This window comes from Pseudomonas putida, from assembly GCF_025905425.1.
Taxonomy (GTDB): domain Bacteria; phylum Pseudomonadota; class Gammaproteobacteria; order Pseudomonadales; family Pseudomonadaceae; genus Aquipseudomonas; species Aquipseudomonas putida_AF.
In genome coordinates this window covers 2,686,337-2,702,366 of sequence record NZ_CP109603.1, presented here as the reverse complement: position 1 = coordinate 2,702,366, position 16,030 = coordinate 2,686,337, and the positions used below count along the sequence as shown (strand labels likewise).

Below are 16,030 nucleotides of genomic sequence, written 5' to 3'. Positions count from 1 at the left end.
TGAGTCAGCGCCCCAGCGGCAATGCCACGCCAATCACTGCAAACAGGCTCCCGCAGCAACGATTGAAGCCTTTGCCACCCTTGGCCAGCCATGGTCGGATGCGAAACGCCAGCCGTGCCAGCAGGTATTCGACCAGGAACTCTACGCTGGCAAAGGTGGCCGCCATCACCACGAACTGCATCGGCAGCCCACGCTGAGGGTCGAGGAACTGCGGCAGGAACGCACCATAGAACAACAGCACCTTGGGGTTGGCCATCGCCGACAGCAGGCCCTGGCGGAACAGGCTCGCATTGGTCAGGCGCAGGGTCCGCTCCGTTACTTCCAGATGCAGTGCCGGGCTGCGCCACAGCTGGATACCCAGCCAGACCAGGTAAGCGCCGCCCACCCATTTGAGTACGCCAAGCACCGACGCAGAGGTTTGCAGCAGGGCACTGAGGCCGAACATCGCCAGGGCAATCAACGCACTGAAGCCAACGACTCCGCCAACGATGGTGAACAGGGTGCGGCGCGCGCCATACAGCGCGCCGTGGGTCAGCGCCAGCAAGCTGTTGGGGCCTGGGGTGAGCGACAGGCCGATGCTGGCCAGCAGATAGATGAGCCAGGTGTCGAGTGCCATGGGATATACCTTGTTGATTCGCAGTGCGCCAGTCTAGGCCACGACGCTGTTTTTAAAGGGTAATATCTGGACATCTGATGGTTTGAACTGGATGTCCTGAGATGCCCCCTGATATCCGCCTGCTGATCCTGCCGCTGCCGGAATTCGCCTTGCTGCCGTTTGGGGCGTTTCTCGACAAGCTGCGTTTCAGCGCCGATGACGAAGACTACAGCCGACAGCGCTATTGCAGCTGGACCTTGGCAGGGCTGACCCTCGACCCGGTGCCCGCCAGCAGTGGCGCCGTGGTGCAGGTTGAGGCCATCGCCGAACAGCTCGATATGTCCCAGTACGACTACCTGGTGCTGTTCGGTGGTCGCAATGCCATGGCAACCGCTGAACTGGCACCGCGCTACAAGGGGGTGCTGAAACGGGCTGCCAAGGCTGGCGTCAAGCTGGTGGGTGTCGATAATGCTGCGTTTCTGCTGGCGGCCTGTGGCCTGTTGGACGGGCACGACGTGGTGGTTCACTGGCGGCATGAAGCCGAGTTCCGTGCGTCTTTTCCTCATCTGAAGGTGCTGCGCGATCAGCTCTACTGCATTCAGGGCGGTCGCATAACCTGCGCTGGCGGGACGGCGGCCATCGACCTGGCGGTAGAGCTGTTGTCGCGCGCCTGTGGGCGAGCCCGGGCACTCAAGGGCCTGGCCGACATGCTGGTGGATGAAACACGCGACAGCCGCCATGCCTTGCGCTCGCTGGAGCCGGGGGCAGGGCAGGGGCGGCAGGTTCAGCGCGCGCTCGCGCTGATGCGCCATCACCTGGGCTCACCGTTGTCGGTTGAACACCTTGCGGCAGAGCTTTGCATCAGCCGACGGCAGCTTGATCGTCAGTTCCAGGCCAGCCAGGGTATGAGCGCCAAGGCCTGGTGGCTGGAGATGCGGTTGCAGCAGGCGCGCTGGCGATTGCTCAATTCCAGCCACAGCCTGGCGCAGATTGCCGATGAAGTGGGGTTGGGCGATGCCAGCCACCTGGGCAAGTGCGTGCGGCGGCGGTTCGGCTGTACGGCACTGCAACTGCGCAGCGGGGCGGTTGTCGCCTGAGCCGGCCACATTACCCGCTCAGGCTGTTCAGGCACTCACTGCGGTGTGCCGAACAACGCCGTCCAGTAGATCCCAGCATCACTCTTGGGGTCTACGGCATAGGCCGCCCCCAGCTCGCGAAAATCAGGGTTCATCAGCGTGGCGCAATGCCCTGGGCTGGCCAGCCAGCCGTCGATCACCTTGTGCGCGGTGTCGCGGCCGGCAGCGATGTTCTCGCCGATCTGCTGATACATGTAGCCGGCCAGCTCGGCGCGATCCCCGGGGGTACGGCTGTCTCGGTCGATGTGGTCGAAAAAGTTCTGGTTGGCCATGGCCCGTGTGTGGCCGGCGGCCACCCCTGCCAGGGTGGTATTCCAGCTCAGCGCCGGCGCGGCAGCGAATGGTTGGCCACCGCATTGGCGCGGCACCGTGCGTGCGGCATTGATCTCCTGCAGCACCTTCTGCCCCTCGGCCTGCCAGTCACCCAGGCGGCCACTGATCAGCGGGCGGGCGAGGACGATGCGCCAATCGCGACCTTCCTGGCTGACGCCGATATCGACGAACTGCGGGTCGAGCACCACCTGGCAGAAGCTCTCCTCGATGGCATGCATGGCTGCGCGCGCATCACGCGGGCCCGACAGGCTGATCGCCTGCACGTTGACCATCGGGTAGGCCGCGCGGGTCATGGCCTGTTGCAAGTCGCGAGTGCCCTCGGGCGACAGCGCCAGGCGTGTGTCGCTGTTCAGCGGCGGCAGCTCCAGCGACGCCTCGCCACCACAGGGCTGGGCCTTGCTGCGGTAGACATTGATCGAATCGATCAGCTGCGCCTCTTCGCCGGTGACGGCCCAGGCCCCGGTCGAGACGACCAGGCCCAGCGACAAGGCGGCAACGGATGACAGGACGCGCATGTGAATCTCCCTATGACTGGCACCGTCGTGGTAAGCGCTGCTCATCCTACACAAGCCCAGGGTTTTTGGCCCGGTATCGTGCAAAGCAATGAAAACGCCGGCAATCGTTGCAGGCGGCAAAAGAGGGAGTAGACCACTGGGCGTGCAAAAAGTGCGACTACTTGGTAATCATTCGTAACTTCGGCGAGTGATGCACGCACGCTTTTGGCCGCGAGTGTCAGCGGGCCAGTGCCTGATTAGGCTTGTAGAACAGAAAATGCGTGGTCTCGGCCGTCTTGCGGTAGGCCTTGGCCCAATCCGGGCGCACATGGCGGTCGTGGAAATACAGCGCCCCACCGGTGGGGTCCTTGAGCTGCTGGTTGAGCGCCTTGCGCGCGATCTCCTTGGCGATGTCGTAACGCTGCGCTTCCTCGACCTGGTCGGAGCGCCCGTCACACCACCAGGAAAACTGGCAGGCCTTGGTTTCCACGCCCTGCTTGACGACGCCACAGATGGTGTCCGGGAAACCGTCGTGGCCCAGGCGGTTGAGCACGACGCTGGCCACTGCGGTCATGTCCTTGGCGTCGGCGCCCTTGGCTTCCCAGTAGATGGTGCGGGCCAGGCAGGTGATGCTGTCGTCCAGCGGCGACGTGCCTGCCGGGTCAACCGCTTTTACCTCGCCTGGGGTGATGGTCTCGGCCTTCTTCGGTGGTGGGGCGTCCTCGACCACTTTTTCTTCAAGGACTTCGGCCTTGTCCTCGGCGACGGCGGCCTTGGCCGGGTCAGCTGCGTGCAATGGGCCTGCAAGCAGGGCTGTGGTCAAACCGATCACCATCCACGAGAGGCGCATGGCCGGGCTTCCGCACTGTGAGTTGAATCACAGTCTAGCCAAGCGTAAGCATTAGCACCAAAGGAAGGGTCGCGGCGGCGGCCACGGTCTGCAGGGCGATGATGGTGGCCATCAGCGGTGCGTTGCCGCCCATTTGCCTGGCCATCACATAGGACGAGGAAGCGGTGGGCAGCGCCTGAAACAGCACGGCTACTACCGCTGCCTGGCCACCTAGGCCGAGTACACGGCATAGCCCCCAGGTAGTCAGTGGCATGACCAGGAACTTGAAGGCAGAGGCCGCCATCAACGGACGCACCTGTTGGCCGACCCTGGCGCCACCCAGGGCCGCGCCCACGCACAGCAGGCCCAGGGGCAGGGCCGCCTGGCCCAGGGCTTTGACGGTAGGTTCAAGCCCTGCGGGTAAGCCAAGCCCTGTGGCCCGCAGCAACAGGCCGCCGGCACAGCCTACGATCAGCGGGTTGGCGAAGATCGCTCGCAGTACCGTGGCCGGTGAGCTGTGGCGTGCACTGAAACGGGCGAACACCAGTACGCAAAGCAGGTTGACCAAAGGCACGATGGCGGCATTGGCAACGGCCGCCAGCGCGATGCCGGCACTGCCATAGATACCTGCGGCCAGCGTGGCGCCGATGTAGTTATTGAAGCGTACGCCACCTTGGAAGACCGACGTGAAATCGGCGCCATCATGGTTGACCGCGCCCTGGTAGAGCACCAGCAGCAGCGCGCCGAGCAGGGTCGAGAGCATCAGCACACCAACCATGCCCAGCACCGGTACGCCGTCGAGGTTGGCGGTGGCCAGGCCGTGCAGAAACAGCGACGGCAGCAGCACGTAATAGCTCAGGCGCTCGGCCCCGGGCCAGAAGGTTTCGGCAAGAAAGCCGCGCACGCGCAGAAAGGTGCCCAGGGCGATCAGCAGGATGATCGGTAACAGTGTGGTCAGCAGCAGGTGGAGCATGGTCGGCCTTCCGTAGTCGGATACCGCTACAGCCTACGTGGGTGGTTAGATTTGTAAAAACGTTGTTTTCTTCACCGACCGTTGAGAATAAATGCATGGTCTGCTCGGGCTCAGGCTTCCAGTGCCGTTTTCAGCACCGCGCTCAGGTGGCGCCGCTGACTTTTCTCATGTTCAAGCAACACCACCCGGCGCGTCAGCTGCGGCTCGCCAAACGGCAGGCAGGTTGCTGCCGGCAAACGCTGCAAGTCCGCGTCTGCCATGGGGATGATCGCCACCCCCAGGCCCATGACCGCCATGCTTGCCAGGGCTTCCTGGCTGTCCAGCTCCATCTGCTCGCTCACTTGCAAGTGTTGGCGGCGCAGCTCCTGTTCGATCTGCCGCCCGGCCCAGGCGCGTTTGTCGAAGCGCAGAAAGGGTTGGCTGGCCAGCAGCTCTGCCACGCTCTGGCCCGCTAGCTCCGGGCTGGCGATCGCCCAGAAGCGGTCAGCGAACAGGGGCGTGAAGACCAGGTTCTGCGGGTAGGGGCTGACCGGTTCGGTGGTGATCGCCGCGTCGAGTTCGCCGTCTTCGACACGCCGTGCCAATTCCGCCGACATGCCCGAAGCGACGCTGATGTGTAGCTGCGGATGGTGGGTCTTGATCCACAACAGGGCCTTGGGCAAGCGCCGGGCCAGCACGGTATGTATCGCACCCAGGCGCAATCTGCCACGCAGGCTCGGGCCACTGGCCAAGGCATCGGCCAGTTCGTCATAGGCCCCCAGGATGCTTTCGGCGCGGGCGACTGCCAATTGCCCGGCCTCGGTCAGCACGACTTGCCGCCGGCTGCGATCGAACAGGGTGACCTGCAGCTCGTCTTCGAGGGTCTTGATGTGCAGGCTCACCGCCGAAGGGGTGAGGCTGAGCAGGTCGGCGGCACGGGCGAAGGTGCCGTGGCGGGCGATGGTGACCAAGGTGCGCAGGGCTTTAAGGGACACGCGAAAAGGCTCCAAGGCTGAGCGGGCAGTAGCGCATTGTCAGCGCCGGCCCTGTTGCCGGCAAGCGCACATGTAGCGCACTCAGCGCCCCGTGCGCCCATAGGCCTGGCTGATGCGATCAATCACCATGGCCAGCGCCACGATCGCCAACCCCGCTTCAACGCCCTGGCCCACATTCAAGGTCTGGATGCCCGCCAAGACATCCTCTCCCAGCCCTCGCGCGCCGATCATCGAGGCCACCACCACCATCGACAACGCCATCATCACAGACTGGTTAAGGCCGGCCATGATGCTTGGCAGGGCCAGTGGCAAGGCGATGCGCCGCAGCCGTTGCCAGCGGCTGGCGCCCAGGCCATGGGCTGCCTGCAGCAACGATGGGTCGATCTGCCGCAAGCCCAGCTCGGTCAGCCGCACCAGCGGCGGCAAGGCGTAGATCAGGGTGGCGAACACCGCCGGTACCTTGCCCAGGCCGAACAGCATGAGCACCGGGATCAGGTAGACGAATGCTGGGAGTGTCTGCATCACGTCCAGCACCGGCATCAACAGCCGCCTGGCCAGCGGGCGCGAGGCCAGCAGGATGCCCAACGGCACCCCGACCAGCACGCACAGGCCGGTGCTGACCAGTACCAGGGCCAGGGTTTGCAGCAGCTTGTCCCACAGCCCGAGCATGCCGATCAAGGCCAGTAGTGCAACCATCGTCACGCTGCGCAGCACGCTGCGGCTGGCATGCCAGGCGAGCAGCCCGACCAGCAGCAACAGCGCCCACCAAGGCAGCAGGCGCAGCAGGTTTTCCAGGCCTACCAGCAGTTGCAGCAGCTGGTCCGAGACGTTGCGCAGGTGGTCGCCGTAGTTCAGCACCAGCCAGTCGACCAACTGGTTGACGCGCTCAGCGAAGGAAAATTGCAGGGCTTCGGGAAAGCCGCCGCTCATAGGCTGCTCTCGACCTTGGCCGCTACCTCTGCGGGCAACCAGGCCTTCCACACATCAGGGTTGTCACGCAGGAAGGTGAGGGCAGCCTCGCTGGGGGGTGTGCGCTGTTCGCTCATTTCGGCGAGGGCGCGGTTGAGGCGATCAATCGGCAGGTCGACTTTCTCGAACACTGCCACCACGTCCGGGTAGCCCTCGCGGAACGCCTTGGAGACACCAATCGACAATTTGGCTGGCAGTGACTGGCTACCTTGCGGGTTGGGGTTGCTGGCATCGGTCAGGGAGGCCCAGGCCTGGGCATTGAAGGGCGGCTCTTCTAGGCGTATGAGTTTGTAGCGCCCCATCAGCGGGGTCGGGTTCCAGTAATAGAACAACACCGGTTGGCCGCGGCGGATGGCAGAACTGATCTCGGCGTCCAATGCCGCGCCAGAACCACTGCGAAAGTTGGTGTAGCTATCGCTCAGTCCGTAGGCCTTGAGTTTCTGGCTGTTGACCGTCTCGGAGGTCCAGCCACTGGGGCTGTTGAGAAAGCGCCCTTTGTCAGGAGATTCAGGGTCGCGGAACACCTGCGGATAGCGCTTGAGGTCTTCGACACTGCGCAGGTCCGGTGCCAGGGCCTTGAGGTTACGCGAAGGGTCGCCCTGGATCACGTAAGCCGGCACCCACCAGCCTTCTTCGGCGTGCTTGACCGTATCGCCAAGGGCGAACACCTGCCCGGCCTGTTCGGCCTTGATCCACGCGGGGCTGCGCCCGGCCCATTCCTCGGCGATCACCTGCAGGTCGTTGCGTGCCAACGCCACTTCCATGCTCACGGTGCTGCCAGGCAAGGTGTCGGTGGGGTAGCCGTAACCGCGCTCGACGATCAGCCGCAGTATTTCGGTGGTCAGCGCACCGCTTTCCCAGCCAATTGCGCCAAAGTGAATGGGCGCGCGCTGCTCTGCCGAGGCGGCGCTGTCGGTGCTGGTCAAGCCAACTGCGAGCACCAGGCCGGCCAGCAAGGTTGAGATTTTCTTCATCGGGGCCTTCTCGGTAGCCGCTGTGTGAGTGCCGGCAAGTGTAGACGACCGCTCTGCAGCCCCTGCTGGGCCAGCCAGGGAAGGTGCTCTCTCTGCGTCTTGAGGTTTGCGCTTGCAAGAGTGCGCCTTGCCATTTCGGCAAGCGCATTCTGCCCACTACGCGAGGCATCCCTGATGAGCCTGGATCTGGATTTCGTCTATTACCGCAACTTCCGTTTCGATGGAAAACTTCACGTTCGTTGCATCGGTGCAGACCTGCACAAGGTCGATCACATTCGTTACGAACTCGAGCGCGACGGGCCAGGCGGCCCGGTATCGTTCCAAGGCGTTTCAGTTCAGTCACAAGTGCGCAGTGGCCGCGTAAGGGATCACGGATGCCCGGCCTTGCTAGTAGCCGAAGAGGCTGCGGGGGTTTACGCCATTCGGCCCAGAGTCGTGCTGCTGGATAAACATGCGCGGGCCATGAACCGGCCTGTTGGCGCTGCCGGGTTCATCGACATGCCCCCTTTGTTGCTGGATATCAAGGCAGAGGAGCTAAACAGAAGCCTGCTCGACAAGGTACCGTTGCCGTCAGCAGCTGGGCGCCGCAAGCGGGACGTGGAGCAAAGGGGAAGCGCACCCACGCCACATGATCCGGTGTCGCGATTATTTCCGACATTAGCCCCAGGTACCTCATACCCAACATTGCTTATTGCGTTCAGTGCCGGTGGCTTCGAGCGCTTGCTTGCGGATCTGGAGCCTGACTCGGGGTCGGTGCTGGTTCGCTATTGGCCGAACCTCAAGGCAGTGATTGCACCTCACCCAGTGCTCAACCCCCAGGAACAGGCGGACGACAGGCTCGGGGCCTTGCGCGATTACGGCTATCTGGAGCAACCCGCGAGCATGCTTAATGACACGTACGTTGCATTGCTCAAGACCCTGGCAGCGCTGGAGTATGTGGAATCCATGCACTTCCAGCAGACATGCTCCCCACCCAATCCCGTGCTGCTAGGTGTGGCGGCGGTGTTGGCGGCCTTGTTGACCGGTGCAGCGGTGGCCGGCAGCAAGGCTTTTGAAAATGCTCAGCCGACGCCCGACTTCGAGCCCAGACAAACCTACCTCGACGAACCCGGCCCCAGGTGGCAAGGCTTGAACATTCGCAAGGCCTGGGCGGGGCAGGTGACCGGCAAGGGTGCACGCATCCACTTCACTGACGGCGGATTATTCCCAGAGCATGAAGACCTGCGTGACAACCCCCGCCTGAAGATCGTCTCGCTCAAGCCAAACCACGACCCCAAACATGGCACCGCGTCGGTGGGGGTCATGCTGGCGACGCGCAATGGCATCGGGGCCACCGGCATCAGTCACGACAGCGAGTTGTACCTGTACAACAACCGCTCGATGGATGCCCAAGGCAACTATCAAGTGCTCAAAGACCTCCTGCTCACGGTAGAGCCTGGGGACATCGTCGGCGTCAATCGCCAGACTGCGCACCTGGAGGTGCTGAGTACGATGCTGCCATCCTTGCACGACAAGGCCTGGTGGATCGTCATGCAGGAACTGACCCAGCGTGGCGCGGTGGTGGTCAACGCAGCTGCCAATGGCAGCAGCAAGACGTCTGAGCAACAGGGGACCCAGGCGAACCAGGGTGTTGACCTGGGCCACTGGCCGTACTTCGACGACCATGGTGACGCTGGCGTCATTCTGATTGGTGCATGCCAGTCGTTCGATGGCAAACCGCACGTTTACTCCAATGCCAAGTACCGTTATCGCATGCTCAATGCCTGGGGCGACAGTGTGGTGACCCTGTCCAGAGGCGACCTGCAAGACCTGCCCGGTGACAACAGGGATTACTCGCAGAACTACGCCGGTACCTCAAGCGCGACCCCTATGGTGACGGGGGCATTGAGCCTGATCCAGTCCTATGCCATGGAGCAGCATCACATTTACCTCAACGGTAATCAGATGCACCTGCTGGTCATGGCGTCTGGCTATCGCGATGCTACGTTGCCAGGCTCCGAGGTACTGCCGATGGGGGGCAGGCCCAACGTGGAGGCTGCCTTGAGGCTGCTTGACCGGATCCTCGGTGGTGGCAGGTTCGAAGCCTGAGCAGAGGCCGGCAAGCACCGGCCTCAATAGCCTTAGACGCGGAACTGATCCATCAGCGCCTGTTGCTGATTGGCCAGGCTGTTGAGCGACTGGCTGACCCGTGCCGATTCGTTGGCTTGCCCCGACAGCGATTCGGTGACATCGCGGATCGTCGCGACGTTGCTGTTGATTTCCTCGGCCACCGCGCTTTGCTCCTCGGCGGCCGAGGCGATCTGCAGGTTCATGTCGGTAATCACCGTCACCGCCTGGCCGATGCGCTGCAGCGCAGTGACGGCCTGGCCGACCTGCTCCACGCCGCCCTGGGCCTGGCGGTGGCTGTTGTCCATGGCGCCGACCACTTCGCGGGTACCGGCCTGCAACGCTTCGATCACCTGGCGGGTCTCTTCCACCGACTCCTGGGTGCGCCGGGCGAGGTTGCGCACTTCGTCGGCGACCACGGCAAAGCCACGCCCGGCTTCACCGGCGCGGGCGGCTTCGATCGCGGCGTTGAGTGCCAAGAGGTTGGTCTGTTCGGCGATCGAGCGGATCACTTCCAGCACCGAGCCGATCTTCTCGCTGTTCTGCGCCAGGCCTTCGACTTCGGCCATGGCGTTGTTCATGTCGGCGGCCAGGGCGTCGATGCTGTGGGTGGTGCGGTCGATCACGGCCAAGCCTTCACGGGTGGCCTGGTCGGCCTCTCGGGCCGCCTGCGCGGCCTGGGCGGCGCTGCGGGCAACGTCCTGGGCGGTGGCGCTCATCTCGTGGGAGGCGGTGGCAACCTGGTCGACCTGACGGTACTGCTGCTCCATGCCGGCGCTGGTTTCGCTCGCGATCGCCGAGGACTGGTCGGCGGTGCCACGGGCGGCCTGCACCGAACGTTTGACCTCGGCAATGGTGGGTTGCAGCTTGTCGAGGAAACGGTTGAACCAGCCGGCCAGTTCGCCCAACTCGTCCTGCTTCTGGTAGGTCAGACGGCGGGTCAGGTCACCCTCGCCACTGGCGATGTCCTTGAGCATTGCCGCCACGCCCAGTATCGGCCGGGTGACACCACGCGCCATCAGCCACACCAGCAGCAGGCCAGCGATAGCGGCGGCCAGGCCCAGGCCCAGTTCCAGCAAGGTGCCGCTGGTGTTCAGGGCATCGAGTTCCTGTTTCAGCGTTTCGGCAGGCCCGGTCAGGGCGTTTTCCGGCACATCCAGCAACACGCCCCAGGGTTGGGCGCCGGGGATCGGTTCGAAGGCGGCAAGCACCTTGAGGCGCTGCTGGTCGTGGAGGATGCTCAGCTTGCCCTCGGCCAGTTTGCGTACCAGTTCGGCGCCCTTGGCGGTGTCCACCTGGTCAAAGCGCTGGGCCAGCTTGCCGGCATCGGCGCTGTAACCGGCCAGCAGCCCCACAGGGCTGAGAATGCCGACAGTGGTACGGCCTTCGTAGAGGCTGCGGCTGGCGTTCTGGGTCAAGGCCTGCAGGCTGTTGAGGTTGATGTCGATGGACAGCGTAGCGATCACCTTGCCGTTGACGGCCAAGGGGAAAACGATGCTGGTCATCAGCACGCGCTGGCCATCGATGTCATAGAAGTAGGGCTCCACCACGCAGACCTTGCCCGTGCTGCGTGGGCATACCCACCAGGTATTGGCCGGCTGGCCGCTGGGGCCGATTTCGGTGTTGGCCATGTCATGTTCGGGCAGGGCCATGGCGGTTAGTTCGCCGGCGCGGGGCTGCGACCAGTACAGCGCGAAACGCCCGGTTTCGTTGCTGCCCAGCTCCGGCTTGGCGGTGAACAGGCTGTCCTTGTTGTCCAGGGCATTGGGTTCGAACACCAGCGACAAGCCGAGCAGGTCAGGGTTGGCCTGCAGCGCGGCACGCACCTGGCGGGTCATGTCCTCGCGCAGGTCGTAGGCGTCGAGAAAGCGCTTTTCTGCCTGCTCGCGCAGGAACAGCACCTGGCGGGCGAAGCCGGCGCCGTATTGGTAGGCATCCATGAACTGACGGCGAATGTTTAACGCCTGTACTTCACCTTGCGACTCGATGCGCCCCTGGGCCGCGTCGGTGAGCATCTGCATGCTGCTTGCCTTGACCAGGTCCGAACTGTGGTCCATGCGGTACAGCGAAAGGCCGACGAGCAGGGTGACGATGCCGGCCAGGCAGAGACCGGCGAGCAGGGTGATCTTCCACTGGATGGAAAGTTGTCGCAAAGGCATGGGGCGAATCCCTTGTAATAGTTCTGGCTGTCGACTGTGTCGGCCATCACGTATTTTTCTTTATTCAAACGTTCAATTTAAATTCTGGGCGTGCTGGGTAATGCGCCGCGACATGGCGCTTTTGACATCTGCGGCCCACTACTGCAGAGTTCGCGCTTTTTTCTGTCCTAATGAGGTAAGCCAACCATGAATGCAGTGATCGCCGCGGTCGGCATCATGCTGATACTCAGCCTGTCGCGGGTACACGTGGTCATCGCCCTGATCATTGGCGCCCTGGTCGGCGGCCTGGTCGGTGGGCTGGGCATCGAAGGTACGCTCAAGGCCTTCAATGGCGGGCTGGGCGGCGGGGCCACGGTGGCGTTGTCGTATGCGTTGCTGGGGGCGTTTGCCGTGGCCATCGCCAAGTCTGGGCTGGCGCACGCCTTGGCCGATCGCGCCTTGGCCATGATCGATCGCCAGGGCCATGCCAATGGCGGCAAGGTCAAATGGATGATGATCGGCCTGATGCTGGTGGTGGCGGTGTCGTCGCAGAACATCCTGCCCATTCACATCGCGTTCATTCCGTTGCTGGTGCCGCCCCTGTTATATGTGCTCACGCGTTTGCGCATCGACCGTCGGCTGATCGCCTGCGTGATCACCTTTGGCCTGATCACGCCGTACATGTTCCTGCCGGTGGGCTTTGGCAACATCTTCCTCAACGAGATCCTGCTGGCCAACGTCGCCCGTGCCGGGGTCGATGTGAGCGGCGTCAATGTCACCCATGCCATGGCCATTCCGGCCGCAGGCATGCTTGCCGGCCTGTTGTTGGCGGTGTTCTTCAGCTACCGCAAGAAGCGCGACTACGACCTGGCGCGGATCGAGCAGGTCGAGCAGGTCAGCGTGCAATACAACCCGTTGACCCTGATGGTCGCGGGCCTTGCGATTGCTGCGGCATTCATCGTCCAGCTGTTGCTGGACTCGATGATCATCGGCGCCATGGTCGGGTTCCTGATCTTCTCGTTGTCGGGCATCGTGCGCTGGAAAGACACCGACGACCTGTTCACCGAAGGCATGAAGATGATGGCCATGATCGGCTTCATCATGATTGCCGCGTCCGGTTTTGCCGATGTGATGAAGGCCACGGGCGAGGTCAAGAGCCTGGTCGAGGCTTCGGCGCAGTGGATCGACCACAGCAAGGGTGTCGGCGCTTTGCTGATGCTGCTGGTCGGCTTGCTGGTGACCATGGGGATCGGTTCGTCGTTCTCCACCGTACCGATCCTGGCCGCGATCTTCGTGCCGCTGTGCGTGCAGCTGGGCTTCGATCCCCTGGCCACGGTGTGCATCGTCGGCACTGCAGGGGCGCTGGGGGATGCGGGTTCGCCAGCATCGGACTCGACCTTGGGGCCAACCTCAGGCCTGAACGTGGATGGCCAGCACCACCATATCTGGGACACCGTGGTCCCGACCTTCATCCACTACAACCTGCCGCTGCTGGCGTTCGGCTGGTTGGCGGCGATGACGCTGTAAGGCGTCAGCCCTTGTCGGGTGGCGGCGAGATCCTGTTGAGGACGGTGCTGCCGTCCTTGCTGCGGGTCAGGTAGACCGGCAGCACCTTGGGCAGGTTGTTGACCAGGCGCCCGACTTCACGGGTGTTGTAGATGCCGCTGATGCGGATCCGGCCGGTGCTGGCATCGGCCAGTAGCAGCGGGGCGTCGAGGTAGCGGTTGATCACCGGCAGGGCCTGCTCCAGGCTCAGGTTGTCGAGCACCAGCTTGCCACTGCGCCAGGCCAGGGTGTTGCTGTAATCGTCGCTCTGCGCCAGTTGCGGCTCGAAATCACCCTTGTGATAGCTGGCCTGCATCCCTGGGCCGAGGCGATAGCCGCCAGCGCTGCCGTCGCTGGTGACCAGCACCGAACCTTCCACCAGCGTGACCTTGACCTGATCCTGATACTTCCAGACGTTGAACTGGGTGCCGGTTACCCGGGTCTGGCCGCGGCCTGCGTGGACGATAAACGGGTGGGCGCTGTCGTGCCGTACCTTGAAAAACGCCTCGCCGCGCTTGAGGGTGACCTGGCGTTGGTCTTTGTAATTCAGATAGGTCAGCTCGGTGTTGAGGTTGAGCTGCACCGTGCTGCCGTCGCTCAGCTCCACCGTTTGCATCCGGTCGCTGGCTTCGAAGTGTTGATAATGGTTGGGCAGCCAACCTTGTTCCCAGCCCACCCAGCCTGCCAAAGGCAATACAGCCAGGGCGATGGCTGCAGCGGAGGCCAATGGGCGCCAATGGCGTACGCGCGTGGTTTGTTGCGCGGGCGGGTTGAAATCGATCACGGTCGCGTTGCGCGGCAGCAGGTCGGCGGTCTGCCAGATCTCCAGCATCGCGTGGTATTCCTCGGCGTGCCGTGGGTCAGCCGCCAGCCAGCGGGCAAATGCCTCGCGTTCTGCCGCCGTGCAATCTTCGGCGTGCAGGCGCATGCACCAATGCGCGGCGGCGTCGGTAATGGCATCGTCTGGGCTGGGATTGAGGCGGTCGTGGTTCATTGCGGCTCCGGGTTTTGCGCATTCTACCCTTGCAAGAGGGTTCCCGAGAACCGAGGTAATGGCGAATGACTATCAGTTGTGCCGGTTTTTCGTCGGATTTGCAATGGAATTTCAGCGTTTGAGAACCCCTCGCGGGCAATGTCTGGGGGCGCTGTGCACCCCCAGGGCCGTTCAGAATTGTTCCGTGGTCATCCCATAGAGGCTCGCGCTGCCTGCACGGATGCTGGCATCCAGGCCCAGGCTGCGTGGCAGCACACGCTGGAAGAAGAACTCGGCACAGGCCAGCTTCGCGCCATGGAAGGTGGGGTCCTCTTCATGCTTGGCCTGCGCCACGCCTGCCATGCGCGCCCACATGTAGGCATAGGCGGTAAGGCCAAACAGGTGCAGGTATTCCACCGCCACGCTGCTGACCAGGTTGGCGTCTTCACGTGCCCGTGCCCGCAACCACGCGCTGGTCGCCTCCAGGCGTGCAACGCTGGCTTGCAGCGCTTCGCGATGCAGTGGCGCGGCAACGCTGAAGGCCCGCACCTCGGCGGTGAAGCTGGCCAAGGCCTGGCCACCGTCGGCCAGTACCTTGCGCCCGAGCAGGTCGAGGGCCTGGATACCGTTGGTGCCTTCGTAGATCTGCGCGATGCGTACGTCGCGCACACGCTGCTCCTGGCCCCATTCGCGGATGTAACCATGGCCACCATATACCTGCTGGCCAAGTACGCAGCTTTCCAGGCCGTTGTCGGTGAAAAAGGCCTTGGCCACGGGCGTGAGCAGCGCCACCAGGCGTTGGGCATGTTCACGCTCGCCAATATCCTCGGCATAGCGGGCCAGGTCCAGTTGTTGCCCCACGTAGGCGGCGAATGCCCGGCCACCCTCGGTGAGTGTGCGCATGGTCAGCAGCATGCGCCGCACATCGCCATGCTCGATGATCGGGTCGGCCATCTTGTCCTTCGCCTGTGGGCCAGTAGCGGCGCGGCTCTGCAGGCGTTCGTTGGCGTAGCGTGCGGCGCTCTGGTACGACGCTTCGGCGCAGCCAATGCCCTGGATGCCGATGGACAACCGCTCGTAGTTCATCATGGTGAACATGGCCGCCAGGCCCTTGTTCGCGTCGCCCACCAGGTGGCCGATGGCGCCATCGAAGTTCATCACGCAGGTGGCCGACGCCTTGATGCCCATCTTGTGCTCGATCGACCCGCATTGCGCAGCGTTGCGCTCACCCAGGCTGCCATCGGCATTGACCCGGTACTTGGGCACCAGGAACAGCGAGATACCTTTGGCGCCCGCCGGTGCATCCGGCAATTTGGCCAGTACCAGGTGGACAATGTTCTCGGTCAGGTCCTGCTCGCCGCCGGTGATGAAGATCTTGCTGCCACTGATGCGGTAACTGCCGTCGGCCTGGGGTTCTGCACGGGTGCGGATCAACCCCAGGTCAGTGCCGGCGTGGGGTTCGGTCAGGCACATGGTGCCGGCCCAGCGGCCTTCATAGAGCGGGGGCAGGTAGGTGGCCTTGAGGGTTTCGCTGGCGTGGGCGTCGATGGCCAGGCAACTGCCGGCACTCAAGGCCGAATACAGGCTGAAACTGCAGTCGGCGGCATAGAGCATTTCTTCGAACAGCACACCCAGCATTTTCGGCATGCCCATGCCGCCATGTTCTGGATTGCCCCCCAAACCGACCCAACCGCCTTCCCGGTAGGTGCGCCAGGCGTCGCGGAAACCATCCGGGGTGGTGACCTGGCCGGCCTCGAAGTGCACACCTTGCTCGTCACCGTTGCGGCTGAGCGGGGCGATCAGCTGGGCGGTGACTTTGGCCGCTTCTTCGAGAATGGCGTCGGCGGTGTCGGCGTCGATGCGCTCGGTCAGGGCCGGAAGGCGTGCCCACAGGGCAGGGGCATTGAAAACGTCATGCAGGACGAAGCGCATGTCGCGCAGGGGGGCGATATAGTCGGTCATCAGGGGCTCGGTTAGGGCGCAAATAGAAG

At 63.5% G+C, this 16,030-nt stretch carries 13 protein-coding genes and 1 pseudogene; 3 read left to right on the top strand and 11 right to left on the bottom strand.

What is annotated here, in order from left to right; translation table 11 throughout:
* Nucleotides 1–4: 4 nt before the first annotated feature.
* Nucleotides 5–616, bottom strand: coding sequence for a LysE family translocator (locus OGV19_RS12065; RefSeq protein ID WP_264313579.1), 612 nt, complete (start codon nucleotides 614–616; stop codon nucleotides 5–7).
* Between the two features lie 101 nt (nucleotides 617–717).
* On the opposite strand from OGV19_RS12065, the gene OGV19_RS12060 reads away from it, so the two are divergent.
* Nucleotides 718–1,692, top strand: coding sequence for a GlxA family transcriptional regulator (locus OGV19_RS12060; protein WP_264313578.1), 975 nt, complete (start codon nucleotides 718–720; stop codon nucleotides 1,690–1,692).
* Between the two features lie 35 nt (nucleotides 1,693–1,727).
* Here the strand turns inward: OGV19_RS12060 and OGV19_RS12055 are convergent, their stop codons facing one another.
* The 6 genes from OGV19_RS12055 to OGV19_RS12030 form a co-directional block, all read right to left on the bottom strand.
* Nucleotides 1,728–2,579, bottom strand: a complete 852-nt coding sequence (locus OGV19_RS12055; protein ID WP_264313577.1) for a CAP domain-containing protein — start codon at nucleotides 2,577–2,579, stop codon at nucleotides 1,728–1,730.
* A gap of 217 nt (nucleotides 2,580–2,796) precedes the next feature.
* Complete coding sequence (locus tag OGV19_RS12050; RefSeq protein ID WP_264313576.1) at nucleotides 2,797–3,408, bottom strand: cell wall hydrolase; 612 nt, start codon at nucleotides 3,406–3,408, stop codon at nucleotides 2,797–2,799.
* A gap of 34 nt (nucleotides 3,409–3,442) precedes the next feature.
* Nucleotides 3,443–4,360, bottom strand: a complete 918-nt coding sequence (locus tag OGV19_RS12045) for an AEC family transporter (RefSeq protein ID WP_264313575.1) — start codon at nucleotides 4,358–4,360, stop codon at nucleotides 3,443–3,445.
* Nucleotides 4,361–4,470: 110 nt separating this feature from the next.
* Entirely contained in the window at nucleotides 4,471–5,334 is an 864-nt protein-coding gene (locus OGV19_RS12040; RefSeq protein ID WP_264313574.1) for a LysR family transcriptional regulator, read from the bottom strand.
* Between the two features lie 81 nt (nucleotides 5,335–5,415).
* Nucleotides 5,416–6,264 (bottom strand): ABC transporter permease, encoded by an 849-nt coding sequence (locus OGV19_RS12035; RefSeq protein WP_264313573.1) that lies wholly within the window; start codon nucleotides 6,262–6,264, stop codon nucleotides 5,416–5,418.
* Nucleotides 6,261–7,277: an ABC transporter substrate-binding protein gene (locus tag OGV19_RS12030; protein WP_264313572.1), complete on the bottom strand. Its 1,017-nt coding sequence runs from the start codon at nucleotides 7,275–7,277 to the stop codon at nucleotides 6,261–6,263. The genes OGV19_RS12035 and OGV19_RS12030 overlap by 4 nt, the downstream gene beginning before the upstream one ends.
* A gap of 174 nt (nucleotides 7,278–7,451) precedes the next feature.
* Here OGV19_RS12030 and OGV19_RS12025 point away from each other — a divergent pair, with 174 nt between their 5' ends.
* Nucleotides 7,452–9,365 carry a S8 family serine peptidase gene (locus OGV19_RS12025; RefSeq protein WP_264313571.1) on the top strand — a complete coding sequence of 638 codons (1,914 nt, stop codon included), beginning with the start codon at nucleotides 7,452–7,454 and terminating at the stop codon, nucleotides 9,363–9,365.
* Nucleotides 9,366–9,397: 32 nt separating this feature from the next.
* Here the strand turns inward: OGV19_RS12025 and OGV19_RS27800 are convergent, their stop codons facing one another.
* Both OGV19_RS27800 and OGV19_RS27795 read right to left on the bottom strand, forming a co-directional pair.
* The gene (locus OGV19_RS27800) at nucleotides 9,398–10,153 is read right to left on the bottom strand and encodes a methyl-accepting chemotaxis protein (RefSeq protein WP_371097434.1); all 756 of its coding nucleotides are present in this window, start codon (nucleotides 10,151–10,153) and stop codon (nucleotides 9,398–9,400) included.
* Nucleotides 10,154–10,255: 102 nt separating this feature from the next.
* Nucleotides 10,256–11,221 (bottom strand): annotated as a pseudogene (locus OGV19_RS27795) (HAMP domain-containing protein); the annotation flags it as partial.
* Nucleotides 11,222–11,728: 507 nt separating this feature from the next.
* Between OGV19_RS27795 and OGV19_RS12015 the strand changes: the two are divergent.
* Nucleotides 11,729–13,048 (top strand): Na+/H+ antiporter family protein, encoded by a 1,320-nt coding sequence (locus OGV19_RS12015; RefSeq protein ID WP_264313569.1) that lies wholly within the window; start codon nucleotides 11,729–11,731, stop codon nucleotides 13,046–13,048.
* Between the two features lie 4 nt (nucleotides 13,049–13,052).
* On the opposite strand, the gene OGV19_RS12010 is transcribed toward OGV19_RS12015, so the two are convergent.
* Nucleotides 13,053–14,060 (bottom strand): FecR family protein, encoded by a 1,008-nt coding sequence (locus OGV19_RS12010; RefSeq protein WP_264313568.1) that lies wholly within the window; start codon nucleotides 14,058–14,060, stop codon nucleotides 13,053–13,055.
* A 171-nt stretch (nucleotides 14,061–14,231) separates the two neighbouring features.
* On the bottom strand, nucleotides 14,232–16,001 hold the full coding sequence (locus OGV19_RS12005) for an acyl-CoA dehydrogenase C-terminal domain-containing protein (RefSeq protein ID WP_264313567.1): 1,770 nt from the start codon (nucleotides 15,999–16,001) through the stop codon (nucleotides 14,232–14,234).
* Nucleotides 16,002–16,030 lie beyond the last annotated feature (29 nt).

Excerpts from the sequence above, each read along its gene's own strand:
- OGV19_RS12025 (WP_264313571.1), top strand. The coding sequence starts at position 7,452 with ATGAGCCTGGATCTGGATTTCGTCTATTACCGCAACTTCCGTTTCGAT.
- OGV19_RS12015 (WP_264313569.1), top strand. The coding sequence starts at position 11,729 with ATGAATGCAGTGATCGCCGCGGTCGGCATCATGCTGATACTCAGCCTG.
- OGV19_RS12060 (WP_264313578.1), top strand. The coding sequence starts at position 718 with ATGCCCCCTGATATCCGCCTGCTGATCCTGCCGCTGCCGGAATTCGCC.
- OGV19_RS12030 (WP_264313572.1), bottom strand. The coding sequence starts at position 7,277 with ATGAAGAAAATCTCAACCTTGCTGGCCGGCCTGGTGCTCGCAGTTGGC.
- OGV19_RS12065 (WP_264313579.1), bottom strand. The coding sequence starts at position 616 with ATGGCACTCGACACCTGGCTCATCTATCTGCTGGCCAGCATCGGCCTG.
- OGV19_RS12045 (WP_264313575.1), bottom strand. The coding sequence starts at position 4,360 with ATGCTCCACCTGCTGCTGACCACACTGTTACCGATCATCCTGCTGATC.
- OGV19_RS12035 (WP_264313573.1), bottom strand. The coding sequence starts at position 6,264 with ATGAGCGGCGGCTTTCCCGAAGCCCTGCAATTTTCCTTCGCTGAGCGC.
- OGV19_RS12005 (WP_264313567.1), bottom strand. The coding sequence starts at position 16,001 with ATGACCGACTATATCGCCCCCCTGCGCGACATGCGCTTCGTCCTGCAT.
- OGV19_RS27800 (WP_371097434.1), bottom strand. The coding sequence starts at position 10,153 with ATGGAGCAGCAGTACCGTCAGGTCGACCAGGTTGCCACCGCCTCCCAC.
- OGV19_RS12050 (WP_264313576.1), bottom strand. The coding sequence starts at position 3,408 with ATGCGCCTCTCGTGGATGGTGATCGGTTTGACCACAGCCCTGCTTGCA.
- OGV19_RS12055 (WP_264313577.1), bottom strand. The coding sequence starts at position 2,579 with ATGCGCGTCCTGTCATCCGTTGCCGCCTTGTCGCTGGGCCTGGTCGTC.
- OGV19_RS12010 (WP_264313568.1), bottom strand. The coding sequence starts at position 14,060 with ATGAACCACGACCGCCTCAATCCCAGCCCAGACGATGCCATTACCGAC.